At 70.6% G+C, this 21,894-nt stretch carries 22 protein-coding genes; 11 read left to right on the top strand and 11 right to left on the bottom strand.

Annotated features, from left to right (window positions below):
• The first annotated feature begins 31 nt into the window (after positions 1-31).
• A complete protein-coding gene (locus PQI07_RS34910; RefSeq protein WP_053611365.1) occupies positions 32-2,626 on the top strand; it encodes a sensor histidine kinase in 2,595 nt (864 codons plus the stop codon).
• Positions 2,627-2,663: 37 nt separating this feature from the next.
• On the top strand, positions 2,664-3,896 hold the full coding sequence (locus PQI07_RS34905) for an MFS transporter (protein WP_274929115.1): 1,233 nt from the start codon (positions 2,664-2,666) through the stop codon (positions 3,894-3,896).
• Between the two features lie 210 nt (positions 3,897-4,106).
• Here PQI07_RS34905 and tolB read toward each other — a convergent pair whose 3' ends face one another.
• From tolB to tolQ, 4 genes are all read right to left on the bottom strand, one after another.
• Positions 4,107-5,444 (bottom strand): Tol-Pal system beta propeller repeat protein TolB, encoded by a 1,338-nt coding sequence (tolB, locus tag PQI07_RS34900; RefSeq protein WP_043387949.1) that lies wholly within the window; start codon positions 5,442-5,444, stop codon positions 4,107-4,109.
• A gap of 66 nt (positions 5,445-5,510) precedes the next feature.
• Positions 5,511-6,836 carry a cell envelope integrity protein TolA gene (tolA, locus tag PQI07_RS34895; RefSeq protein WP_274929114.1) on the bottom strand — a complete coding sequence of 442 codons (1,326 nt, stop codon included), beginning with the start codon at positions 6,834-6,836 and terminating at the stop codon, positions 5,511-5,513.
• A gap of 9 nt (positions 6,837-6,845) precedes the next feature.
• The gene (locus PQI07_RS34890; RefSeq protein WP_043349109.1) at positions 6,846-7,292 is read right to left on the bottom strand and encodes an ExbD/TolR family protein; all 447 of its coding nucleotides are present in this window, start codon (positions 7,290-7,292) and stop codon (positions 6,846-6,848) included.
• 27 nt (positions 7,293-7,319) lie between these two features.
• A complete protein-coding gene (gene tolQ / locus PQI07_RS34885; RefSeq protein ID WP_043349106.1) occupies positions 7,320-8,036 on the bottom strand; it encodes a protein TolQ in 717 nt (238 codons plus the stop codon).
• A 309-nt stretch (positions 8,037-8,345) separates the two neighbouring features.
• Between tolQ and PQI07_RS34880 the strand changes: the two genes are divergently transcribed.
• Positions 8,346-9,134 (top strand): HpcH/HpaI aldolase family protein, encoded by a 789-nt coding sequence (locus PQI07_RS34880; RefSeq protein WP_043349105.1) that lies wholly within the window; start codon positions 8,346-8,348, stop codon positions 9,132-9,134.
• 105 nt (positions 9,135-9,239) lie between these two features.
• On the opposite strand, the gene ybgC is transcribed toward PQI07_RS34880, so the two are convergent.
• From ybgC to ruvB, 3 genes are all read right to left on the bottom strand, one after another.
• On the bottom strand, positions 9,240-9,692 hold the full coding sequence (gene ybgC / locus PQI07_RS34875; protein ID WP_446721010.1) for a tol-pal system-associated acyl-CoA thioesterase: 453 nt from the start codon (positions 9,690-9,692) through the stop codon (positions 9,240-9,242).
• Positions 9,693-9,770: 78 nt separating this feature from the next.
• Positions 9,771-10,496 (bottom strand): DUF4142 domain-containing protein, encoded by a 726-nt coding sequence (locus PQI07_RS34870; protein ID WP_043755843.1) that lies wholly within the window; start codon positions 10,494-10,496, stop codon positions 9,771-9,773.
• Between the two features lie 368 nt (positions 10,497-10,864).
• Positions 10,865-11,920: a Holliday junction branch migration DNA helicase RuvB gene (ruvB, locus tag PQI07_RS34865; protein ID WP_043349101.1), complete on the bottom strand. Its 1,056-nt coding sequence runs from the start codon at positions 11,918-11,920 to the stop codon at positions 10,865-10,867.
• Between the two features lie 235 nt (positions 11,921-12,155).
• Here ruvB and PQI07_RS34860 point away from each other — a divergent pair, with 235 nt between their 5' ends.
• Complete coding sequence (locus PQI07_RS34860) at positions 12,156-12,386, top strand: hypothetical protein (RefSeq protein WP_043388602.1); 231 nt, start codon at positions 12,156-12,158, stop codon at positions 12,384-12,386.
• Positions 12,387-12,534: 148 nt separating this feature from the next.
• Complete coding sequence (locus tag PQI07_RS34855; RefSeq protein WP_043349095.1) at positions 12,535-12,924, top strand: hypothetical protein; 390 nt, start codon at positions 12,535-12,537, stop codon at positions 12,922-12,924.
• Here the strand turns inward: PQI07_RS34855 and PQI07_RS34850 are convergent.
• On the bottom strand, positions 12,896-13,252 hold the full coding sequence (locus PQI07_RS34850; RefSeq protein ID WP_081948894.1) for a hypothetical protein: 357 nt from the start codon (positions 13,250-13,252) through the stop codon (positions 12,896-12,898). The two genes, PQI07_RS34855 and PQI07_RS34850, sit on opposite strands and share 29 nt — an antisense overlap.
• Positions 13,253-13,325: 73 nt before the next feature.
• Between PQI07_RS34850 and PQI07_RS34845 the strand changes: the two genes are divergently transcribed.
• Positions 13,326-14,222 (top strand): GGDEF domain-containing protein, encoded by an 897-nt coding sequence (locus tag PQI07_RS34845; RefSeq protein ID WP_043349093.1) that lies wholly within the window; start codon positions 13,326-13,328, stop codon positions 14,220-14,222.
• 212 nt (positions 14,223-14,434) lie between these two features.
• Complete coding sequence (locus PQI07_RS34840; RefSeq protein WP_043349091.1) at positions 14,435-15,121, top strand: LuxR C-terminal-related transcriptional regulator; 687 nt, start codon at positions 14,435-14,437, stop codon at positions 15,119-15,121.
• Between the two features lie 35 nt (positions 15,122-15,156).
• Here the strand turns inward: PQI07_RS34840 and PQI07_RS34835 are convergent, their stop codons facing one another.
• A complete protein-coding gene (locus PQI07_RS34835) occupies positions 15,157-16,410 on the bottom strand; it encodes a DNA topoisomerase IB (protein WP_274929113.1) in 1,254 nt (417 codons plus the stop codon).
• Positions 16,411-16,546: 136 nt separating this feature from the next.
• On the opposite strand from PQI07_RS34835, the gene PQI07_RS34830 reads away from it, so the two are divergent.
• From PQI07_RS34830 to PQI07_RS34815, 4 genes are all read left to right on the top strand, one after another.
• Positions 16,547-17,710, top strand: a complete 1,164-nt coding sequence (locus tag PQI07_RS34830) for a glycosyltransferase (protein ID WP_053610970.1) — start codon at positions 16,547-16,549, stop codon at positions 17,708-17,710.
• A gap of 2 nt (positions 17,711-17,712) precedes the next feature.
• Complete coding sequence (locus tag PQI07_RS34825) at positions 17,713-18,372, top strand: class I SAM-dependent methyltransferase (protein ID WP_274929112.1); 660 nt, start codon at positions 17,713-17,715, stop codon at positions 18,370-18,372.
• A gap of 163 nt (positions 18,373-18,535) precedes the next feature.
• Positions 18,536-19,123, top strand: coding sequence for an NAD(P)H-dependent oxidoreductase (locus PQI07_RS34820; protein ID WP_078947308.1), 588 nt, complete (start codon positions 18,536-18,538; stop codon positions 19,121-19,123).
• Between the two features lie 67 nt (positions 19,124-19,190).
• Positions 19,191-19,805, top strand: coding sequence for a cytochrome b (locus tag PQI07_RS34815; RefSeq protein WP_043354496.1), 615 nt, complete (start codon positions 19,191-19,193; stop codon positions 19,803-19,805).
• A gap of 19 nt (positions 19,806-19,824) precedes the next feature.
• On the opposite strand, the gene PQI07_RS34810 is transcribed toward PQI07_RS34815, so the two are convergent.
• Positions 19,825-20,712: an AprI/Inh family metalloprotease inhibitor gene (locus PQI07_RS34810; protein ID WP_274929111.1), complete on the bottom strand. Its 888-nt coding sequence runs from the start codon at positions 20,710-20,712 to the stop codon at positions 19,825-19,827.
• A complete protein-coding gene (locus tag PQI07_RS34805; RefSeq protein WP_274929110.1) occupies positions 20,709-21,680 on the bottom strand; it encodes a 2-hydroxyacid dehydrogenase in 972 nt (323 codons plus the stop codon). The genes PQI07_RS34810 and PQI07_RS34805 overlap by 4 nt, the downstream gene beginning before the upstream one ends.
• Positions 21,681-21,894 lie beyond the last annotated feature (214 nt).

Here is a 21,894-nt window from a genome sequence, read left to right as displayed (position 1 = left end):
ACCGCCATCGGGCGCGAGGGCGGGGCGAAGCATGGGTGTCGGTCGTGCGACGCACGTTCGGATCGGCGTGGGCGCACTTGCCCTGATGACGGCGAGCGCGGCGCTCGCCGAGCTGCCGGAGGCCGCCGCGGCGCATCCTGCGCGGGAGATCCACAGCGTGGCCGCCCTGGCGATCCTGGGCGGCCTCGTAGCCTTCGCGGTGATCCTGTCGCTCCTCCACCTGTACGAGCGCGGGCGGTGGACCCGTCGCGAGCGCGAACTCGCCGCGACCCTCGATGTCCTGCGCGGCGCCCACGACCGGGCCGAGATGCTCCTCAACGCCGAGCGCCAGATCATCGTGACCTGGGATCAGCGCAGCGAACCGGTGGTGGAGGGCGACATCAGCCTTGCGATCCACGGCGAACGGCCGGCCTCGGGCTATGCCCGCCGGGTGCTGGCCTTCGGGACCTGGCTCGTCGCCGCCGACGCGACCGCAGTCGAGGCCGCCGTGGAAACCCTGCGGACGCGGGGCACGAGCTTCGCGCTGAGCCTGCGCAGTCAGACCGGCCGGAACATCGAGGCTCACGGGCAGGCCGTGGCGGGACGGGCGCTCCTGCGCCTGCGCGAGACGAGCCAGGAGCGCTGCGAGATCGCCGACCTGCGGGCGACCCTGGACGAGACCCGCCGGGGGCTGTCGGCCCTGTCGGGTCTCCTCGACGCGATCCCGCAGCCGGTCTGGCGGCGCAACCGGGACGGCGGCCTGAGCTGGGTCAACGCCGCCTACGTGGCGGCGGTCGAGGCGGAGAGCCGCGAGGCGGCCCTCGATGCCGGCCTGGAGCTGTTCGACCGGCCGGCGCGGGAGACCATCGCCCGCGAGGAGGCGGCCCGGTTCGCCGGCCTGACCCGAAGCGTTCCGCGCCTCTCGGCCATCGTGGCCGGCAACCGGCGCATGCTCGACGTGTTCGAGACGGGCCTCGAGACCGGCCGGGTCGGCATCGCCATCGACGTGTCGGAACTCGAGAGCGTGCGCGCCGACCTGCAGCGGCAGATGAACGCCAACGTCCGCACCCTCGACCAGCTGCCGACCGCCGTGGCGATGTTCGACGTCTCGCAGCGCCTGATCTTCCACAACGCCGCCTACCGTCAGCTCTGGGACCTCGATCAGGCCTTCCTGGACGGCCGCCCGTCGGACGGCGAGATCCTCGATCACCTCAGGGCAGAGCGGAAGCTCGAGGAGCATGCGGATTTCCGCGGCTGGAAGCAGGGCGTGCTGTCCGCCTACCGGGCCGCAGAGGCGAACCAGACGTGGTGGTACCTGCCCGACGGCCGGACGCTGCGGGTCGTCGCGGATCCCAACCCGCAGGGCGGCCTGACCTACCTGTTCGACGACGTCTCGGATCGCCTAAACGCCGAGTCGCGCTACAACGCCCTCCGGCGGCTGCAGGCCGAGACCCTGGACACGCTGGCCGAGCCGGTGGCCGTGTTCGGCGCGGACGGGCGCCTGACCCTCGCCAACCGGGCCTTCTGCACCGTGTGGCGGCTCGACCCGGCCATGGTCGAGGACCGCCCGCACGTGGACGCCGTCATCGCCGCCTGCCGCACCCTGGCGCCCGCCGAGGAGCCGTGGCTCGATATCCGGGATGCGGTGGTCGGCCTCGAGTCGCGCACCGCCCGCGCGTGCCGGCTTGAGGTGGTGGACGGCACCGTCCTCGACTGCGCGGCGCAGCCGCTCCCGGAGGGCGCGACGCTCCTCACCCTGATCGACGTCACGGCGAGCGTGAACGTCGAGCGGGCCCTCACCGAGAAGAACGACGCCCTGGAGAAGGCCGCGCAGCTGCGCGACACCTTCGTGCACCACGTCTCCTACGAGTTGCGCTCACCGCTCACCAACATCATCGGCTTCACCCAGCTCCTGGGCGACGAGACCGTGGGCGCGCTCAACGAGCGGCAGCGCGAATATGCCGACCACATCATGCGCTCCTCGGCGGCGCTGCTCGTCATCATCAACGACATCCTCGACCTCGCCTCGATCGATGCCGGCTCGCTGGAGCTGCAGCGGGAAGAGGTCGACGTCCAGGCGACGATCGAGGCCGCCGTGCGCGGCATCGAGGATCGGCTGGCGGAATCGCACATCACCCTGGCACTCGACGTGCCGGAGGATATCGGCAGCGTCCATGCGGACGGGAAGCGGGTCCGGCAGATCCTGTTCAACCTGCTGTCCAACGCCGTCGGCTTCTCGGATGCGGGCCAGCGCGTCGAGGTCCATGCCCGCCGCACCGCGCAGGAACTTCTCCTCAGCGTCCGGGACCACGGCCGCGGCATGCCGCCCGAGATCGCCGATTCGGTGTTCAACCGCTTCGAGAGCCACACCCTCGGCACCCGCCATCGCGGTGTCGGTCTCGGCCTGTCGATCGTCCGGTCCTTCGTCGAGCTGCATGGCGGCCGGGTCCTGCTGGAGACCGCTCCGGGGAACGGCACCCGCGTGACCTGCACCTTCCCCACCGATCTCGCGGGGGCCCCCCGGCGCGAGCCGATCCCGGAATCGCGCCCCCCGGTCCCGCCACAGGCGCCGCCGCGCAAGCCCGGCCTGAGCGTGGCCTCGAGCCGGCTCGAGGCTGCGACATCCGACCGGCGCACATCGCCGTAGCGCTTGCTTCTTCCGGCGGTCCCGCGCAGCAGGAAGCATGTCCACACACGATCGTTCCGGCTGGGCCGTCTTCGGCATCGGCGATTTCCGCCTGTTCGGCGCGGCCCGTTTCCTGACGGGCCTCGCCTATCAGATGCAGGCCGTGGCGATCGGCTGGTTCGTCTACGATGTGACCCATTCCGCCCTGGCGCTGGGCCTTGTGGGCCTCGCGGGCTTCCTGCCAGCGGTGCTCTGCGCGCTGATCACCGGCCATGTCGCGGATGCCTACGATCGCCGCCTCGTCGGCGCCGCCGCCTTCGCCCTCCAAAGTCTGGCGAGCTTCGGCCTCCTCGCCTGCGCGCTCTCAGGCGTACACGCCGTCTGGCCCATCTACGCTCTCGTCATCCTCGTGGGCACCGCCAGGGCCTTCGCCAACCCGGCCCTCCAGGCGCTGCTGCCGACCCTGGTGCCGGGACCGCTTTTCAGCTCGGCCATCGCGTGGAACGCGTCCCTGTGGCAGAGCGCCTCCGTGATGGGACCGGCGCTCGGCGGCTTCCTCTACGCCCTCGGGCCCGCCGTGGTGTTCGGCGGAGCCGGGGCCAGCTTTGCCGTGGCCAGCATCCTGATCCTGCTGATCCGCTTCCGGCCGGCGGCGGTGAGCGAGCGGCCACCGATCACCTGGGCGGCCCTCTCGGCCGGCATCGCCTACATCCGCTCGCAGCCCGTTGTGCTCGGGGCGATCAGCCTCGACCTGTTCACCGTGCTGCTCGGCGGCGCCACGGCGCTGCTGCCGATCTATGCCGACGAGGTGCTGCATGTCGGCCCACTCGGGCTCGGGGCGCTCCGGAGCATGCCGGCCTTCGGCGCGGTCGCCATGGCGGTGCTGCTGGCGAATTACCCCCTGCGGCGCCATGCCGGGCTGCGCATGCTCCGGGCCGCCGGCGTGTTCGGCGCCGCCACGGTCGCCTTCGGGCTCTCGACGTCGCTGCCGCTTTCGATGGCCTGCCTGTTCGTCACGGGCGCCGCCGACATGATCTCGGTCTACGTGCGCCAGACCTTCGTGCAGGGGGAGACGCCGGACGCCATGCGCGGCCGCGTCTCGGCGGTGAACACGGTCTTCATCGGGGCTTCGAACGAACTCGGCGAGTTCGAATCCGGGCTCCTGGCCGCCGCCATCGGGGCGGTCCCGGCGGTAGTGGTCGGGGGCGCCGCGACGATCGGCGTGGCGCTGCTCTGGGGCCGGCTGTTCCCAGCCCTCAAGGCGCGCGACCGGCTGATGGTGCAGGGGTGACGAGATCGGGACGCGGCCGGAGATGCCTCGGCGTCGTCCGCGATGGCCCGCGTCGCCGCCGTGTTCGCGCGCCGAGCGCAGCGATCCAGGCCGGCGCCACGCATGCGGACCTGACGCGACCCTGGGTCACCGCACGGCACGCGCGATGACGGGCGGAGCGGCGGCGTCCGACAACACCGGACGCCGCGGATCGGGAGAGGTGGCTGCCGCTCAGCGGCCCGCCAGCAGCGGCGACCATGTGGGATCCGACGCGTAGGCGGGCGTCGGGACCGGCTGCTCGACCTTGCCGGTGATGTCGACCATGAACAGCTTGCCGCCGCCCTGACCGCCCGGATCGCGGAAGAACAGCACGTACTGGCCGTTCGGCGCGAAGGTCGGGCCCTCGTTGTGGAAGCCCTCGGTGAGGACGCGCTCGCCGGACCCGTCGGGCTTCGCCACGCAGATGGCGAACCCGCCGTTGCGCTGCCGGGTATAGGCGATCAGGTCGCCCCGGGGCGACCAGGCCGGCTGGGAGGCCGAGCCGGCGCCGAAGGTGATGCGGTGCGGGTTCGAGCCGTCCGCCCCCATCACGTAGACCTGCTGCGAACCGCCGCGATCGGACTCGAAGGCGATCTGCGCGCCATCCGGCGAGTAGGTCGGCGAGGTATCGATCGCCATGCCGTTCGTGATCGAACGCTGGGCCTTCGAGGCGATGTCCATGGTCACGATGTCGGCGTTGCCGCCCTGCTGGACGCTCATCACGATCTTGCGCCCGTCCGGGGAGAAGCGCGGGCTCGCGCTCATCGAGTCGACATTGCCGAGCGCCTGGCGCGATCCGGTCTCCAGGTTGATGACCTGGACCCGCGGCTGGTGGCCGGTGGCCTGCGCCATGAAGGCGATGTCCTGCGTGGCCGGCGAGTAGCGCGGCGCCACGATCGACATCTCGCCGGTGGTGATGGCCCGGACGTTGGCGCCGTCCTGGTCCATGACCATCAGGCGCTTCCGGCGGTTCTCCTTCGGACCGGTCTCGTCCACGAAGGCGATGCGGCTGTCGAACCAGGGGCCGAGGCCGGTGATCTTGGTGTAGACCGCATCGGAGATCAGGTGGCCGGTGCGCCGGACGTTAGCGGCGTCCGTGCCGTATTGCTGGCCGGTCATCTGCTGGCCGGAGGTCACGTCCCAGAGCCGGAACTCGACCTTGACCCGGCCGGCCTCTCGGACGACGCGGCCGGTGACGAGCCCCTGGACGCCGGTGGCGCGCCACTTCTCGAAATTCGGAGCGGCATCGAAGTTCGGCTGCTCCGGGAAGCGGGCGTGTTCGAGGGGCGTGAAATAGCCGGAGCGGCGCAGGTTGTTGGTGACCACGCCGGAGACGAGGCCGCCGAGGCTCGGGTCGCCGCCGAAATCCGCGATGGCGATGGGCATCGGCTGGAAGTTGCCGCCGCCGATGCGCAGCTGCAGCTGCGCCTGGGCGGGCCCCGCCAGGAAGCCCGTCAGCATCACGAGAAGCGCGATCAGACGCGCGGCATAGGACGTCGGGAGACGCCCGACGAAGGGGAGGTGCAGCATGATGGGTCGGATCCGAGTGACGATCAGACGAGGACGCGGGGACGGCGGTACGCGGGCTGGAAGACCTCAGGTCGCCGTGAACTCGAACTCCGCGTTGATGGCCTTCCAGTCGTTGTAATACGGCGCATAGGTGGCCGGAATGTTGTACGGCGCGCAACGGCGCACAGCCCGGAGCGCGGCCTGCGCGATCGACTGATCCACCGCGCTCGACCCGCCGCGCATGATCCGCGGCTCGGTGCTGAGCGAGCCGTTCGGGTTCAGGCGGATGTCGAGCACCGGCAGGACCACGCCCTGGGCCGCGCCGGGAGGCGCCGAGTAGCAGCGCTCGATCTGCTGCTGGAGCAGGCCGACCAGGGCGTCGCGCAGCGACGGCGACAGACGCTGCGCCGTGCCGGTCGCGGCGCCCAGCGCCGCCACCTTCTGGACCGTGTGGCCGGTGGCGCCGGTGGATTGCGACGGCGCCTTCGAAGCCAGCATCGAACGGATATCGCCAGCATTGAACTTGTCGGCGAGTTCGGCCTGCTTGCGCGCCTTGGCCTCGGCGTCGGCCTTCGCCTTCGCATCCGCCATGGCCTTCGCCTTCGCTTTGGCAGCAGCCTCCGCCTTGGCCTTCGCGGCGGCTTCCGCCTTCTCGCGCTCCGCTTCGGCCTTGGCCTCGGCGATCTCCTTCTGGCGCTCGGCCTCCGCCTCGGCCTTCGCCTTGGCGTCCGCGGCCTTCTTGGCGGCTTCCTTCGCAGCTTCCTTCGCGGCTTCCTTGGCCGCTTCGGCCTTGGCGGCGGCCTCGGCCTTGGCCTTCGCGGCGGCCTTCTGCGCGGCGGCCTCGGCTTCGGCCTCCTGCTTCTCGATCAGCTTCTCGAGCTGTTCGCGCTTCTCGGCTTCGGCCTTGGCAGCGGCGGCCTCGGACTTGGCCTTCGCCTCGGCCTTGGCGGCCTTGTCGGCCGCAGCCTTCTCCGCGGCGGCCTTCTCCGCAGCCTTGGCGGCCGCCTTCTCGGCGTCGCGCTTCTCCTGCGCCGCCTTCGCGGCCTGAGCCGCCTCCTGCGGATCCGGCTCGCCGCGGAGCGGCATCTCCTCCGCGTTGGCGAGCTTCATCTCGGCGGTGCGGGTGGGGGCGGTGGGGGCGTCGGTCTTGGCGTTCTCGGGCTCGCGATCCTCGAACTTCTCGGCCTTGCGGTCCGCCCGCGACGTCGCGTTCGGCATCGGCTTGTCGGCCTGCCGCTCACCCTTTGTGATCTCGGAGAACTGGTTCTCGGTGATCACCTCGACGGGCACGCCCTCCTGGGCCTCCGGCAGGGCCGGGGCCGCAACGCTGACGAGCGCCAGCGCGAGCAGCGCGACATGGGTGCCGGCGGAGATCCAGACACCCGGTTCCTTGCGGTCGAAGCGGAACTCCACGGGACGGCCCTACTGATGCTCAGGCTCGGTGACGAGGGCGACCTTCTTGAAGCCGCCGCCGGTCACGATCGCCATCACCTGCGCCACGCGGCCGTAATCGACCCGCTTGTCGCCGCGCACGAAGACGCGCTCCTCGGTCCCGGTCTTGGCGGTCTCCATGAGCTTCGGCACGATCGTGTCGTCCGTCAGTTCGTCCTCGCCCAGGAAGACCTGGCCGGTCTGGCGGATCGACAGGGTGATCGGCTTCACGTCGGAATTCAGCGGGGAGGCCTTGGATTGTGGCAGATCCAGGGGAACGCCCACGGTCATCATCGGCGCCGCGACCATGAAGATGATCAGGAGAACGAGCACGACGTCGATGAACGGCGTCATGTTGATCTCGTTGATGGGACCGCCGCGGCGGCCCCGGCGCCGGCGGCGCTTGCCGCCCTGCGATGCGCCCGCTGCCATGCCCATGGATCATTCTCCTCTGGATCAGCCGGGTCAGGCGGCGAGCGGCAGCCGCTCGTCGATCTGGCGGGAGAGGATGGCGGAGAACTCGTCGGCGAAGCCCTCGAGGCGCGACTGCGCCTTGGTCACCTCGGCCTGGAGCTTGTTGTAGGCGAGCACCGCCGGGATCGCGGCGAACAGGCCGATGGCGGTGGCGAACAGCGCCTCGGCGATGCCGGGAGCGACGACCGCGAGCGACGTGTTCTTCGAGGCCGCGATCGACGTGAAGGCGGTCATGATGCCCCAGACCGTGCCGAACAGGCCGATATACGGGCCGGCCGAACCGATCGAAGCGAGGAACAGGAGCCGCGACTCAAGCCGCTCGACCTCGCGGTGGATGGTGACGTCGAGCTGCTTCTCGATGCGTTGCGAGAGCGACTGAATCTGCCGGCCGGATCCCTCGAAGGAGCGCTTCCACTCCCGCATGGCGGCGACGAAGACGGCGGCGAGGCCGGTGGCCGGACGGTCGTTGAACGAGCGGAACAGCTCCTCCAGGGAGCGGCCGGACCAGAACGCGTCCTCGAACGCGTCCATCTCGGCCTTCGTCCGGCGGAACAGAAGTGTCTTGTCGACGATGATCGACCAGCACCAGATCGAGGCGCTGAGCAGCCCGATCATCACGATCTTCACGACGAAGTGGGCCTGCAGGAACAGGCCGAGCAGCGTCATGTCGGCGACAGGCGCGGCCTGCATCGCGTCGGCTGGGTTCATCCGTCGAGATCTCCTGCTCCGGATCGCGATGCGCCGGGCGAGGCCCGCGTCCGTCGGATCCGTGAGCGATATCAACGCTGTCGCCCGCGAATCTGTCGAAAGTAAGGGCCGTCGGCGGCCCCGCGCCCCGCCGTGGCATCGCCTCCGTTAAGGGCGCGGCAGGGTTAAGGATCGGTTTCGATCCAGGCGATCCTGAGGCACCGGACGCGGGCTTCCGGGCCATTCGGGCTGGACCTGCCGAAAGAGCCTCCCGTATGGTCGCCGCCAGCGGCGCCGAGTCGAGAGCCCTGAGATCCACGCAGGACGCGCATGACCCTCCCCGTTCCCAGCTTGCCCGACCTTCTGCCCACCGGCCCGGCCCGGTTCCTGGGCTGGTCCATGATCGCGGACCCGATGGTGGCCGGCTTCCTGGCGCGCGCGGGTTTCGATGCCGTGCTCTTGGATCAACAGCACGGCACCCACGATTACAAATCTTGTTGTGCGGCGATCACGGAAGTGGCGCTGGCCGGCAAATCGACGCTGGTGCGGGTGCCGGTGGGCGACTTCGCCATGGTCTCGCGGATGCTCGATGCCGGCGCCGCCGGCGTCGTGGCGCCGATGATCAACACCGTGGCGGACGCCGAGGCGTTCGCCGCCGCCGCGAAATTCCCGCCGGTGGGCCAGCGGAGTTGGGGGCCGGACCGGGCCATGTGGCTGTCGGGGCTCCGGAACGGGGCGGATTACCTCGCAGGCGCCAACGACCGGGCCCTCACGATCGCCATGTGCGAGACCCAGGCAGCGATCGCCGACCTGGAGGCGATTCTCGCCGTACCGGGCATCGATGGGATCCTGGTCGGGCCCGCCGACCTGTCGATCGCCCTGTCGCAGGGGACCGTCATCGATCCCCTGGGATCGGCGGTGACGGCAGCCCTCAGCGAGATCGCGCGCAAGACTCGGGCGGCCGGCAAGATCCCCTGCGCCTTCGCGCCATCTCCTGCGCGGGCACGGGAAATGGTCGGGATGGGCTACCAGCTGGTCTCGATCGAGTATGACGCGATGACCATCGTCAACGCCTTCGCCCGCGTGCTGTGCGAGGCCGATCCATCCCGGGCGGGCTGAGCTCCGGGTAAGCTTGCATTGGCAAGCCGACGCATGATCCGCTCATGGCGCTGGCTGATGCCGGGTATCCGCCGCAGAGCCGGCGGCCGCTTTTGCAAAATCTGATCAGGCGGCCTCTCCCGGCGCGAGACGCTGCCGGAGCGCGTCCGGGAGGCGCACGGCGCGCCCGTCCCGGACGCAAGCGACTGTCACATCGGCTGAAACCAGAACGGCATCGCCCCGCCGGACGTCCTGGGTCAGGTGCATCGATGCGCCGCGCAGGGCGCGGGTCCGGGTGACGACGGTCAGGAGATCATCCATCCGGGCCGGCCGAATGAAATCGAGGCTCATGCGCCGCACGACGAAGACGAGACCCCGGGCGTCGCGGTGCAGATCGGACTGATCGCCGGCGAGTTCCCGCAGGAGTTCCGTGCGGCCGCGCTCCAGGAAGCGCAGATAGCTCGCATGATACACGAAGCCCGAGAAATCAGTGTCCTCGTAGTAGACCCGCACGCCAAGCCGGTGGCCCTGGCCATCGACCTCGGCCGTTTCGTGCATGGGAGGCTCGATCACGCTCATGCGCTCCTTTAGCGACGGCGCAACACGACGAGGGCCACCCGGGGGCGGCCCTCGCACAGATCAGCGATGACGCGCGGCTCAGCCGCCGATGCGGGCCGCGAGGCTCGCCGAATGGGCGTGCTCGTCGGCGATGTAGGGCAGCGCCTCGGTGGCGAACTTGCGGCCCTGGGCGTTGTCGCCGGACTTGGCGTAGGCGTCGTAGAGCGCCAGGGTGCGGGCGTCAGAGCGGGCCTGCTGGTCGATATAGGTCCGGTCGAAGGCCCGGCCGCTGCGCGCCGCCTGGAGCTGCGCCAGACGCGCTTGGCCGCGGTCACCGAGGGCCACGCGGCGGCCCGGCTCGGCCGGGTTGTTGTCGACGAGTCCGACCGCGCCGAGAGCGCCGCCGACGATGCCGGTGCCGATATTGGCAGCCACCGTGACCGGGGCGAGCACGAGGCCGACCGGGTTGCTTAGGTCGGTGCGGATGCCCTGGTTATCGGACACGACCGAGCCGCTGCGCGACAGCGAGGTGTTCGGCGGCAGCAGCGCGTCGGTGGTCGCCTTGCGCTCGACGAGGACGCGGTTGGCGTAGTTGCGGACCTGCGGGTTCCGCGACCGCTGAAGGGCCATGCGGCTCGCCTCGATGCTGGCAGCATCCGAGCGGAGCGCCTCGGCCCGGAAGGCGGGCGTCTCGGTCGCAGCGGCGCCGACGCCGTCCTGATTGGCGAAGGGCAGCACGCGGATCGGAAGGGCGTCCTGCGCGAAGGCCGGCGCAGAGATGGCGGCGACGGACAGGCCGAGCACGGCGAGCGTAAGCTTCTTCATGGCGGAAGTTTATCCCTGACGTTGTTTTTGAGATCTCGAAGATCTGTCGCGATCAGAGAGACAGGGCCTCGATCCCAACAGGCTTGCCGGCGCCCAGCAGACTGAGCGCGGTCGCCTCCACAACTGTCGCGTTTGGGCGCTGTTCCATGAGATCCGTCACTTTTTTCGTGCAGATCCTCGTCCAAGTCAGCAATTAAGCTTAGCAATATTGCTTGAGCGCCGTCGTCAAAAGGGCTTGCATCGCAGAGACTTACTGATGCCGCACCGCAAAATCTCTTCGCGGGAGCGTCGTTTTTCGGGGCAATCGGCGCATGAGTCGCGGGAAATGCTGATCCGAACTCCATGCATGGGCAGGTCGGCGGCGGGCCTTACGGCGCGTCGTCTCCGAAGAAGCCGAACTGTCCCGGCGTCTCGCGCTTCGGCTCCGGCAGCTGCATGTGGCGGTAGGCGTGCCGGGTGAGGACGCGGCCGCGGGGGGTGCGCTGCACGAAGCCGCGCTGGATGAGATACGGCTCGATGATGTCCTCGATCGCGTCGCGCGGCTCCGACAGGGCCGCCCCGATCGTCTCGATCCCCACGGGCCCGCCCCCGAACGAGCGCGCGATCAGGCTCAGGTACTTGCGGTCCATCACGTCGAGCCCGGCCGCGTCCACGTCGAGCAGCTGCAGCGCCCGGTCGGCGATCGCCCGCGTCACCGTCTCGGCCTCCGCCACCACGGCGAAGTCCCGCACCCGCCGCAGGAGACGCCCGGCGATCCGCGGCGTGCCCCGCGCCCGCCGGGCGATCTCGTTGGCGCCCTCCGCCGACATCCCCAGGCCCAGGACCCGCGCCCCGCGCGCCACGATCTGCTCCAGCTCGTCGATCTCGTAGAATTCCAGCCGGATCGGGATCCCGAACCGGTCGCGCAGCGGCGTGGTCAGCAGCCCCGCCCGGGTCGTGGCGCCCACCAGCGTGAACTTCGGCAGCTCGATCTTGACCGAGCGCGCCGCCGGGCCCTCGCCGATGATCAGGTCGAGCTGGTAATCCTCCATGGCCGGGTAGAGGATCTCCTCCACCGCCGGGTTGAGCCGGTGGATCTCGTCGATGAACAGGACGTCGCGCTCCTCCAGGTTGGTGAGCTGCGCGGCCAGGTCCCCGGCCTTGGCGATCACCGGGCCGGAGGTCGAGCGGAAGTTCACGCCGAGTTCGCGCGCCACGATCTGGGCGAGCGTCGTCTTGCCCAGGCCCGGCGGGCCGACGAACAGCACGTGGTCCAGCGCCTGGCCGGTCTTCCGCGCCGCCTCGATGAACACCTGCATGTTCGCCCGCGCCGCACGCTGCCCGATGAATTCGGACAGGCTCAGAGGGCGGATCGTCTGATCCACATCTTCGGCACGCTTCTCCGGCGTCAGGAGCGCGTTGGTCGGAGGCTTCGGCTTGCTCATGAACCCTTGCTTCGTGGACCGAGCCGCGCAGCCCGCGATCAGGGACCTCGCAGGACGTCAGGACACCGGCGCGTCCGGTTTTGTTCTTCCTTACTCGCGAATGCCGGGAAATCTAAGCGCCGCGGCCGCGGATGTGAGAGGGCGCACGGCTCACCGCAACGGATGCAACCGAACCGGCGGCCCGTGCATTCCTGAAGCGAATCCCCAAGCACGGCCGCAGAGCGCGTTTCCCGCCATGAAGATCCGTTTGATTGCCGTCGGCGCAGCCGGCGCCGCATTGTTCCTCATGCCGCTCGCGGCTCAGGCCGCACCCACCCCTGTCGAAACCAAGGTCGCCGAAGCCGATCCGCAGGTTCACGGCGCGACCGTGGAGCGGGACGACGACGTCACCTGCAGCCGGGCCCGTCGCCGCCTGTGGATCGAAGGGGAGGGCTGGGTGGTCCGGCGGATCACCACCTGCCGGTGAGTGTGCCGCATCCGAGCGTCGATCGTGCCGGTATGAGGGGTTATTCAGCACTCTCCGCGGCTGGAAACGCGGAACGGCGGATGATCCGGTCTGTTGGCCCCGCATCCGGCGCGGACCGAGCGCGCCGCCCCTCATCGGAGCCGGCCTCATGACAAACCGGATGGTCCTGACGGTGATCGCCCTGGCGGCGGCTGCGCCCGCGTCGGCGCAGACCTTCCGGAGCATCGAGCCCTACGCGCCGGTCTCGTACGGTTCGGGCTATGCCGGCGATCCGAGCTTCGCCGGCGAATTCGTGCGCGGAACCTATATCGGCGCTCCGCTGACCCGCGTGCCGCGCCCGAGCCAGATCGTGCCCGCTCCATGGAGCTACGGCACTTACGGCATCCCGACGGTGACGGGGATTCCGGCCGCTCCGGCGGCCCAGCCGACCCTGACGGTGATCAACGCCGCGCCCAAGGTTCGGCGCCACGAGCGCGCGGTCGGCGCAGACCCGGTGGCCGGGGCACGGGTCATCGCGGTTCGAGTTCCCCGGCGGTGAGCGCCGCGAACCACGGCGCGTAGGGCGTGTTGCGGACGAGGTGCCGGTTCAGGTCTGGCGCGCCGTCCGTCCACCAGACCGGCCCGCGCTCGCCGAGGGCGATCTTGGCCGCGTCGACCGCGGCCCTGGCGGCCGTCAGCGCTTCCGCGGCCCCCGCTTCGCCGGCCCGCTCAGCCTGCTTGGCGTGCTTGACGTCCCGGCGCGCGGCCATCAGGCGCTTCACCAGCGCCGCCCTGCAGGCCTCTGACAAATCCGGGTTGGCGCAGCGCCACAGGCGTTCCCGAACAACGATATAGCGCCGATCCGGAGTGGTAATCGCCACGCTCATGCTGAAATCAGCTCCGTTGGGGGGGAGTTAAGCCTTCCAGCTTAAACCGCGGATCTCAGTTGCGGGTCACGCCATGCAGATTGTCATCGTCGACTCGAGCCGCGTCGTGCTGCAGATCATCACGTCGCTGATCGAGCCTCGGGGCCACGCGGTGCACGCCTTCACGGATTCCGAGCAGGCGCTGCAATTCCTGGCGGCGACGCCCGCGGTTCGCGTCCTGATCACCAGCCTGGAGGTCCGGCCGCTCTGTGGGCTGGAGCTCTGCTGGTCGGCCCGGCTGCTCGCGGAATCCCGGGGGCCGCTGCACGTCATCACCATGTCGTCGGCGCGCAACGTCCGCAGCCTGGCCGAGGCCCTCGACAGCGGCGCCGACGACTTCATCGAGAAGCCGCCGAGCGCCGAGGAACTGAACGCGCGGCTGCGCGCGGCGGAGCGCCTGACGACCCTGCAAGAGGAGTTGATCCGCCTCGCCGAAACGGACCCGTTGACCGGCTCCTACAACCGGCGCGCCTTCTTCAACCGGGCGCGCATCGCCGTGGAGCAGCACCGGACCCCGCCCGCGATCTCGGCGATCCTGCTCGACATCGACCATTTCAAACGCATCAACGACGAGCACGGTCACGATGTCGGCGACGTGGCGATCAAGGCCGTGGCCGAGACGATCTCCGGGGAGGGGATCGCCGGACGCCTCGGCGGGGAAGAATTCGCCGTGATCCTGCCGGGCTGCAGCCTTCTGAGGGCGGTGGCGCATGCCGAATATCTTCGTATCGGCGTCCAGGCCCTGAAGATCCGCGGGACCAAGGGGCCGGTGGGCTTGAGCTGCAGCTTCGGCGTCAGCACGTGGCGCGACGGCGACAGCATCGAGGCCCTGGTCAAGCGGGCGGACATCGCCCTCTACGCCGCCAAGGGAAGCGGCCGGAACCGGGTGGTGCCGGACCGGGGCGAGGGGGCCCGGGCCGTCGCAGGTTGAGACGGCGGGGCAGGCCCAAATCGGCACAGTCTGTCGAGCAGTGTTCGGACGTCGTCCCAGATCGGCGCATCGATCCGCCGAGTATCCGCCAGAGCGGCGCGATTCCGCCAATATAAAGCTTAATATTCATCAACCGTTATTGGAACGGATCTTGGAACTTCGCCTTCGATCCCGGCCGCCTGTATCAAGCTGGGAGAGCGAGGTGCGAGGTCATGAGTACGGCCGTTGGCGTCCTGATCCTGGATGAGCCGGAGGACCTGAGCGCGACGGTGCGCGCCACACTGGAACACATGCCGGAGTTCCACACCGTTGGGGAAGCCGATCTGGACCGCGCTGACGCCGGCAGCATCGTCGCCCTGGTCTTTCTCGACGAGATCCGGCTGGCCGACGGCATTGCCCGCATCGTCGCGCTGAAGGAGCGGCAGCCGAATCTCCGCACGCTGGTCGCCTTCGGCGCCCTCACGGCGGACGACCTGCGCGCCCTGCTGGCCGCGGGCGCAGACGCCTTCGTGGCGCGGTCCAAGTCGCCGCGGGAACTCGGCGCCGCGTTGCTCGCTCTCGCCGAGGGCTCCGATTGCCTTGTTCCCCCGGAGCAACCGGTGGCGCTGCCGGCCGAGGCGGGGGACGGCCTCGGGCTCACCCCCCGGGAGGCCGAGGTGCTGCGCTTCCTCAGCTCCGGGTTCAGCAACAAGGAGGTCGCGCGCCGGCTGGCGCTCAGCGTCCGCACCGTGGAGACTCACCGGCTCAACCTGCGGCGCAAGACCCAGACCGGACGGCTGAAGGATCTGGTCTCTCTCGCCCGACAGCTCGGACTTGCGCCCGTCGTCGAGAGCGGGGAGCAGGTCCGGCGCGGGACCGACAGCCGGTCATCCGGCAACGACAACCAGTCCCGGCACTGAGCGGGACTCCGGGCGGTCCCGCCGGGACCGCCCCCCTAAGCAGCCGCAGCCTTCCTGCGGACCCGGGAAGTCCGTTTGGCCTTCGGCGCGGTCTCGGCCATGCCGGACGTCTTGGAAGCGGTCGTCGGCGCCGCAACCTTATCCCGCGGCTTCTTCGAGCTCCGCATGCGCGTTCCCGCCGGCTTGACCCGCGCCCCGGCCCGGACGCTATCCCCGGCCGCGGACAGCCGTGCCTGGAGCAGCCCCAGCACCGCCGCCTCCTCCGGCCGCAGCCGGGAGAGATCCTCACTCAGCTCGGACTCGACCGCGCCCTTCACCTGCAGGAGCAGGTCACCCTCCAGATAGCAGTCGAGGATCTGCGGGTGGATGTAGCACTTGCGGCAGATCGTCGGGGTGTTTCCGAGGCGGCCGGCGACGCTCTCGATGGCCGCGCGGATGTTGCGCTTGGCCCCCGCCTCGCTGTCGAAGCTTTCGAACTCGCGCAGCGCCAGCGCCGCCAGCACCGTACCGGCCCAGGTCCGGAAATCCTTGGCGGTGAAGTCCTCGCCGGTGATCTCCCGCAGATACGCGTTTACGTCCGAGGAGGTGACGTCGCGCTGCGTGCCGTCCGGATCGAGGTACTGGAACAGCTCCTGTCCAGGCAGGTCCTGGCAGGCCTTCACGATCCGGGCGACGCGCCGATCCTTCAGCGACACGTCCCAGATCTTGCCGCTCTTGCCCTTGAACCGGAACGACAGGGCCGAACCCGCGATCCGCACATGGGGATCGCGCAGGGTCGTCAGGCCGTAACTCTTGTTGGTCCGCGCGTAATCGTCGTTGCCGACGCGGATCAGCGTGGTCTCGAGCAGGTGGACCACGGTGGCCAGCACCTTCTCGCGGGGCAGGCCCGGCCGCTTCATGTCGGCATCGACCCGCCGGCGGATGCCCGGCAGGGCGTCCGCGAAGGCCATGATCCGCGAGAACTTGTTGGCCTCTCGCGCCTGCCGGAAATCCGGGTGGTAGCGGTACTGCTTGCGGCCCTTGGCATCGCGGCCGGTCGCCTGGATGTGGCCGTTGCTGCGGGGGCAGATCCAGACATCCGTGTAGGCCGGAGGGATCGCCAGCGCGCGGATGCGGGCGAGCTTCGCCTTGTCGCGCACCGGGGCGCCCTTCGCGTCGAGGTAGCGGAAGCCGGAGCCGCTGCGGCGGCGCGACAGGCCCGGCCGGCCATCATCGACGTAGACGAGGCCGGCCTCCGCCGCCGCCGCACGGAGGTCTCCGCCGTTTTCCGCCGTCTCGACACCCGCCATGCGCCACCCCTCCCATCTACGCCGCCCGGCTGACCGCCCGGCGGGAAGGCCTCGATCAACTGGCATCCCCGGATCGCCGTTCCGGGGCAGCACATCCGTCGCAGGACGATCCGCGCCGACGTGCTAGAGGGATCGGATGCAGTCCGAAGCCACCCCCGGGAACAGGCCCGTTCCGATGCGCCGTCTGGTCTTCGTGGTGACCGAGGACTGGTTCTTCGCCTCGCATTTCCTGCCGATGGCCCGCGCGGCGATCGCCATGGGCCTCGCGGTCGCGGTGGTGACGCGGGTCCGGGCCCATCGCGCCGTCATCGAGGCGACCGGCGCGCAGGTCGTGCCCCTGGAAGCCGAGCGGGCGAGCCTCAACCCGATGGCCGCGGGTTACGCGGCCGGGCAGCTCGCGGCCATCCTCAAGGCCCTCAAGGCCGACATCGTCCACTGCATCGCCCTCCGCGGGATCCTGGTCGGCGGCACCGCCGCCGCCATGGCGGGCATCCCGTCCCGGGTCTACGCGCTGACCGGCCTCGGCCTCGTCGGGGCCCGGGGCGACCGGCTGGGGCGGGCGGCCCGCCTCGCCCTGCGGACACTGATCCGCGGCCCACTGGCCTCGTCCCGAACCCGCTTCCTGTTCGAGAACCCGGACGATGCCCGGGCCCTGGGTCTCGATCCGCTGGAGCAGTCCGTGACCGTGGTGGGCGGCGCCGGCGTCGATCCGGCCGCGTTCGTCCCGCGCCCGCTGCCGCCCATGCCGCCGCTCCGGGTGGCCGTGGTCGCCCGCATGCTCTGGTCGAAGGGGATCGACGTCGCCGTCGAGGCGGTCCGCCTCGCCCGGGCCCAGGGCGCGCCGGTCGAGCTGGCACTGTATGGTGCGCCGGACCCATCGAACCGGCGGGCGATCGACGAGGGGACCCTGCGTGCGTGGAGCCGCGACGGCATCGTCTGGCACGGGCCGACGACCGACGTGGCGGCGGTCTGGGCCGGCCACCATGTCGCCTGCCTGCCGTCTCGCGGCGGCGAGGGCTTGCCGCGGACGCTGCTGGAAGCGGCCTCCTGCGGCCGCGCCCTGGTCGCGTCCGACGTCCCGGGCTGCCGCAGCCTCGTGCGCGATGGCGTCGAGGGCCTGCTGGTTCCTCCGAACGACGCGCCGGCCCTGGCCGCCGCCCTCGCGCGCCTGAGCGGGGATGCCGGCCTCGTCGCCGGCCTGGGCGCGGCCGCACGAACCCGGATCGAGACCGGGGGCTTCACCGAGGCTGCGGTGACCGACCATGTCCGCGCCATATGGCGCGACCTGCTGGAGGCCTGATCGTGCGCGCGCCGGACGATCCCGCCGGATTCATCCGGGCCAACACCCGTCTGCTGCCCGTGCCCCACGCACCCGAGATCCGCCTGCACGTCGCCGACGAGGCGACGGACCTCTGGCAGCGGACCGAGGAGGAGTTGCAGGAGATCGGGCTGCCGCCGCCGTTCTGGGCCTTCGCCTGGGCCGGCGGGCAAGCGCTCGCCCGGTACGTCCTCGACCACCCCGACGTCGCGGACGGGGCCCGCGTCCTGGATTTCGCCTCGGGATCCGGGTTGGTGGCGATCGCCGCCGCGCTCGCCGGGGCGGAGCACGTCGTGGCCAGCGACCTCGATCCCTTCGCCAAGGCGGCGATCCGCCTCAACGCCGAGGCCAACGGGGTCGGCGGACGGATCACCCCGGTCTGCGACGACCTCCTCGGCCGCGATCCGCAGGTCGACCTCGTCCTGGCCGCCGACGTGTTCTACGAGCGCGACCTCGCCGGGGCCGTGACCGCCTGGCTCTCCGGTTTGCAGGCGCGGGGCGTCACGGTGCTGATCGGCGATCCGGGCCGCACGTACCTGCCGCGCGACCGCCTCGATTGCCTCGCCACCTATGCGGTTCCGGTCTCGCGTTCGCTGGAGGATGCCGAGATCAAGCGCAGCCATGTCTGGCGGCTGCGCGGATGAGGGGCGGCTTGAGACGGTCGCGTCGGACCGCCGCCCATGCGGCCCCGCCGAGGGTTTATACGGCGCGGGAATGCGCTACCGTCAAAACCACTCGTGTCGCGTGCCGCGCATGCGCCAGAGTTTGCGAAGGCCCGGATCGGGGCATGCTGCGGCGGAAGGTTTCGTGGTGAGTGTCGAGTCGAGTGTGAAGCCCAGCGTTGCCCGCATCGTCGCCTTCTCGGGGAGCGCCAAGCGGCCCTCGCGCACCCGCATCCTGGTCGAGGCGCTCGGCGCCGAACTCGGACGCCTCCGCGGGATCGATCTCGCCGTCTACGACCTGATGGATGCCGGCCCGGGCCTCGGCGCCACGCAGCGGGACGCGCTGTCGGCACCGGCCCTGCGCCTGGTCGAGGCGATCGAAGGAGCGGACGCCCTGATCGTGGGGACACCGGTCTATCAGGGCGGCTATGCCGGGCTGTTCAAGCACGTGTTCGACTTCGTCGATCCCGCCCGGATGATCGGCATGCCGGTGGCCCTCACCGCCACGGGCGGCGGCCTTCGCCACGCCCTGGTGGTCGAGCACGGGCTCCGGCCGCTGTTCGGCTTCTTCGCCGCGCATGTCGCGCCGACCTCCGTCTATGCCGGATCCGACGACCTGGTGGATGGCCGCATCGTCGACGAAACGGTGGCGGCCCGGATCCGCGCCGCGGCTGCGGAGCTTGCCGCCCTGCTCGACGTGGCGCGGACGGCCGCACCCGGCGCATCCGACTGACGCGAGACTCCCCCGGCCTGCCGCGGGCCCTAGATCGAAGGCGGACCACGCTCACCCGCGAGGGATCATGTCAGGTTCTCCGATCACGGCCGGCAAGGCGGCGACAGCGCTGCCCGCAACCTACGTCACGGCCTCCGGCCTGCCACGCTACCATCCGGTGTCGCAGGCGCTGCACTGGCTGAGCGCGGCCCTGGTCCTGGCGGTCCTGCCGCTCGCCTGGGTCGCGATCAGCCTGCCGCCGACGCCGGCCAAGGGCAGCATGTTCGTGCTGCACAAATCGGTCGGCCTCACGATCCTGGCGATCGTGGTCCTGCGGATCGTCTGGCGGATGATCCGGCCGGCGCCGCCGGATCCGCAGGCGCCCCGGCTCCTGACGCTGATCGGCCGCGTCAATCACTATCTTTTGTACGCGATCTTCCTGATCATGCCGATCAGCGGGTACCTGCTCAGCGCGCTGTCCGGTCGCGACACGCCGTATTTCTGGCTGTTCACGGTCCCGGGGCTGCCGAAGGACGACGCGGCCCAGAAGATTTTCGAGGCGATCCACGTCTTCGGCCAGTGGCTCGTCTACGCCCTGGTCCTGCTGCATGTCGCCGGGACGGTGTGGCACCTGATCATCCGGCGTGACGGACTCCTGGAGCGGATGCTGCCGGTACAGGACGGTCGCGGGTCGTCCCGCTGACGGAAACCCCGCGGCGCACTCAGTCGACGCGGCGCAGGACGAAGGCGGTGCCGACCTCCGGTTCGCGCCGCCAGCGCCCGTCGCCGCTCGGCACGAGGTCGATGCTGTGGCCGCGCTTGGCGGTCAGCGTCATCCGCCCGTTCGCGTAGCGCCAGCGGACCGGATCGAACACCTCCAGGCCGCTGTCGTGGCAGCCCGGGACGATGTGCACGCCGCTGCCGGTGCCATCGAGGGTGATCCGGCAGGTGTCGCGCTGCTGGAACCGGTCGAGGGCATAGAGACCCGGTGCGGGGGCCGCCGAAGCGGTCGCCGCCGGCTGCAGTTCGGCCGGAACCGGGGCGGCGGCCTGGAGCGGGGCGGGGTTCGGGCTGGCTGCCACGGCCGGCTCGGACTCGGGCGAGCCTGCGGCGCCGGCCGGACGCATGGCCACGATGTCGAGGGGGACGAGGCTGTAGCGGCTACCGTCCTCGGCCAGCGCGACGAGGCTGCGCTGGTCCGGCCGCCGGGTGAATTCGAGGACGGGGCGGACATTGCGGTCCACGAAGCGGACGTTCCCTTCGACGAACAGCCAGCCGGCGACGCCGTTCAGGACGGGCAGGGCCCGGCGGCATCCGGCCGGGAAGCGCAACCTTTGGCCCGCATCGCCGCTGTCCAGCACCAGGGTCATGACGCAGCGGCGGTTGGTGCCGTCACGGGACAGGTCCCACGTCCCCGGCGCCTGACCGAGCCTTTCGGGCAGGCTGGGCGGCGCGGACGGGACGGGCGGCGCGGCGAGCGTCTCCGCGGCCGGCGGAGCCCCCGGTTCGACGGTCGCGGCCGGCACGTCCTGCGCGGCGGCAGGCTGGGCGACCGCGCCCATTGCGATGAGGGCGGATGCGGCCAGTCGGGCGGCCTGTGCCGGTGTCACGCGTTCGGTCTCCAGGGTGTCTCGGCGACGGGCGTCAGCGGGCCCCGTCCCTCGAACCACGAGACGACGTTGTCGACGACGAGCTGGGCCATCGCCGCGCGGGTGTGCTCGGAGGCCGACCCGACATGCGGCAGCAGGACCGTATTGTCGAGGGCGGCGAGGTCCGCCGGGACGTGCGGCTCGTTCTCGAACACGTCGAGGCCGGCGCCCAGGATCGTGCCCGCCGTCAGCGCTGCGGTCAGCGCCGCCTCGTCGACGAGCGTCCCCCGGGCGACGTTGATCAGGATGCCCTCAGGGCCGAGCGCCTCCAGGACATCGGCGTTCACGAGATTGCGCGTCTCGGGCCCGCCGGGCGCGACCACGATCAGGATATGGACCGCGTGGGCGAGGCCGATCAGGGTGTCGTGATAGGTGTAGGGAACGTCCGCCCGTCGGCTGCGGCCGTGATAGTCGATCGCGACGCCGAAGCTCTCCAGGCGGTGGGCGATCGCCCGCCCGATCCGGCCGAGACCGAGGATGCCGACCCGCCGCCCGCGCAAGGAGGCCGTGAGCGGGAAGGGGGCCTTGGGCCAGTGGCCGGCGCGCAGATAGCGGTCGGCCTGGGGGATCTTCCGCAGGGTCGCGAGGACGAGGCCGAGGGCGAGGTCGGCGACCTCGTCGGTGAGAACGTCCGGCGTGTTCGTGACGATGATTCCGCGCCGATGCGCCGCCACGGCGTCGACGGCATCGTAGCCCACCCCGAAATTCGCGATGAGTTCCAGGTTCGGCAGCCGGTCCATCAGCGCCCCGTCCACGCTGACGTGACCGCCGACGCAGAGCGCGCGGACCCGCGGGCCGATCTCGGCCAGCAGGGCCTCGGGATCCGCGGCCTCCGACAGCCTGTGGGCCCTGTGCCGCCCCTCGAAGGCCGCCTCGACGAGCGGATGCATCTTCCGGAGCAACAGGATCTCGACCGGGGCCTCAGCCATCGTTCACTCCCATGTTCGGCCGTTCGTCCGCGCCGGCCCCCGCCATCGTCCCGGCATAGAGCCTGTGCGGGGTCGCGCGCCAGCGCGCCGGGCCGCCCGCGGTGACAACCGCACGGATCAGCCGGGCGGCCAATCGACCGGGACAGGGCTCGCCTCTTTCGAAAACCGCGCGCGATGCCTACTAAGGACCACGCATCATCGCGAGAGTTCTGAA

It is taken from the genome of Methylobacterium sp. 092160098-2, from assembly GCF_028920805.1.
In the GTDB taxonomy this organism is placed as follows: domain Bacteria; phylum Pseudomonadota; class Alphaproteobacteria; order Rhizobiales; family Beijerinckiaceae; genus Methylobacterium; species Methylobacterium fujisawaense.
The sequence above is the reverse complement of the archived record's forward strand: the minus strand, read 5'-3'. Positions and strand labels throughout refer to the sequence as shown.

What these genes read in the sequence shown, in the direction of transcription:
- PQI07_RS34910 (WP_053611365.1), top strand. Translation starts at nt 32, where the DNA reads ATGGGTGTCGGTCGTGCGACGCACGTTCGGATCGGCGTGGGCGCACTT.
- PQI07_RS34905 (WP_274929115.1), top strand. Translation starts at nt 2,664, where the DNA reads ATGTCCACACACGATCGTTCCGGCTGGGCCGTCTTCGGCATCGGCGAT.
- tolB (WP_043387949.1), bottom strand. Translation starts at nt 5,444, where the DNA reads ATGCTGCACCTCCCCTTCGTCGGGCGTCTCCCGACGTCCTATGCCGCG.
- PQI07_RS34890 (WP_043349109.1), bottom strand. Translation starts at nt 7,292, where the DNA reads ATGGGCATGGCAGCGGGCGCATCGCAGGGCGGCAAGCGCCGCCGGCGC.
- tolQ (WP_043349106.1), bottom strand. Translation starts at nt 8,036, where the DNA reads ATGAACCCAGCCGACGCGATGCAGGCCGCGCCTGTCGCCGACATGACG.
- PQI07_RS34880 (WP_043349105.1), top strand. Translation starts at nt 8,346, where the DNA reads ATGACCCTCCCCGTTCCCAGCTTGCCCGACCTTCTGCCCACCGGCCCG.
- ybgC (WP_446721010.1), bottom strand. Translation starts at nt 9,692, where the DNA reads ATGAGCGTGATCGAGCCTCCCATGCACGAAACGGCCGAGGTCGATGGC.
- PQI07_RS34870 (WP_043755843.1), bottom strand. Translation starts at nt 10,496, where the DNA reads ATGAAGAAGCTTACGCTCGCCGTGCTCGGCCTGTCCGTCGCCGCCATC.
- ruvB (WP_043349101.1), bottom strand. Translation starts at nt 11,920, where the DNA reads ATGAGCAAGCCGAAGCCTCCGACCAACGCGCTCCTGACGCCGGAGAAG.
- PQI07_RS34860 (WP_043388602.1), top strand. Translation starts at nt 12,156, where the DNA reads ATGAAGATCCGTTTGATTGCCGTCGGCGCAGCCGGCGCCGCATTGTTC.
- PQI07_RS34855 (WP_043349095.1), top strand. Translation starts at nt 12,535, where the DNA reads ATGACAAACCGGATGGTCCTGACGGTGATCGCCCTGGCGGCGGCTGCG.
- PQI07_RS34850 (WP_081948894.1), bottom strand. Translation starts at nt 13,252, where the DNA reads ATGAGCGTGGCGATTACCACTCCGGATCGGCGCTATATCGTTGTTCGG.
- PQI07_RS34845 (WP_043349093.1), top strand. Translation starts at nt 13,326, where the DNA reads ATGCAGATTGTCATCGTCGACTCGAGCCGCGTCGTGCTGCAGATCATC.
- PQI07_RS34840 (WP_043349091.1), top strand. Translation starts at nt 14,435, where the DNA reads ATGAGTACGGCCGTTGGCGTCCTGATCCTGGATGAGCCGGAGGACCTG.
- PQI07_RS34835 (WP_274929113.1), bottom strand. Translation starts at nt 16,410, where the DNA reads ATGGCGGGTGTCGAGACGGCGGAAAACGGCGGAGACCTCCGTGCGGCG.
- PQI07_RS34830 (WP_053610970.1), top strand. Translation starts at nt 16,547, where the DNA reads ATGCAGTCCGAAGCCACCCCCGGGAACAGGCCCGTTCCGATGCGCCGT.
- PQI07_RS34815 (WP_043354496.1), top strand. Translation starts at nt 19,191, where the DNA reads ATGTCAGGTTCTCCGATCACGGCCGGCAAGGCGGCGACAGCGCTGCCC.
- PQI07_RS34805 (WP_274929110.1), bottom strand. Translation starts at nt 21,680, where the DNA reads ATGGCTGAGGCCCCGGTCGAGATCCTGTTGCTCCGGAAGATGCATCCG.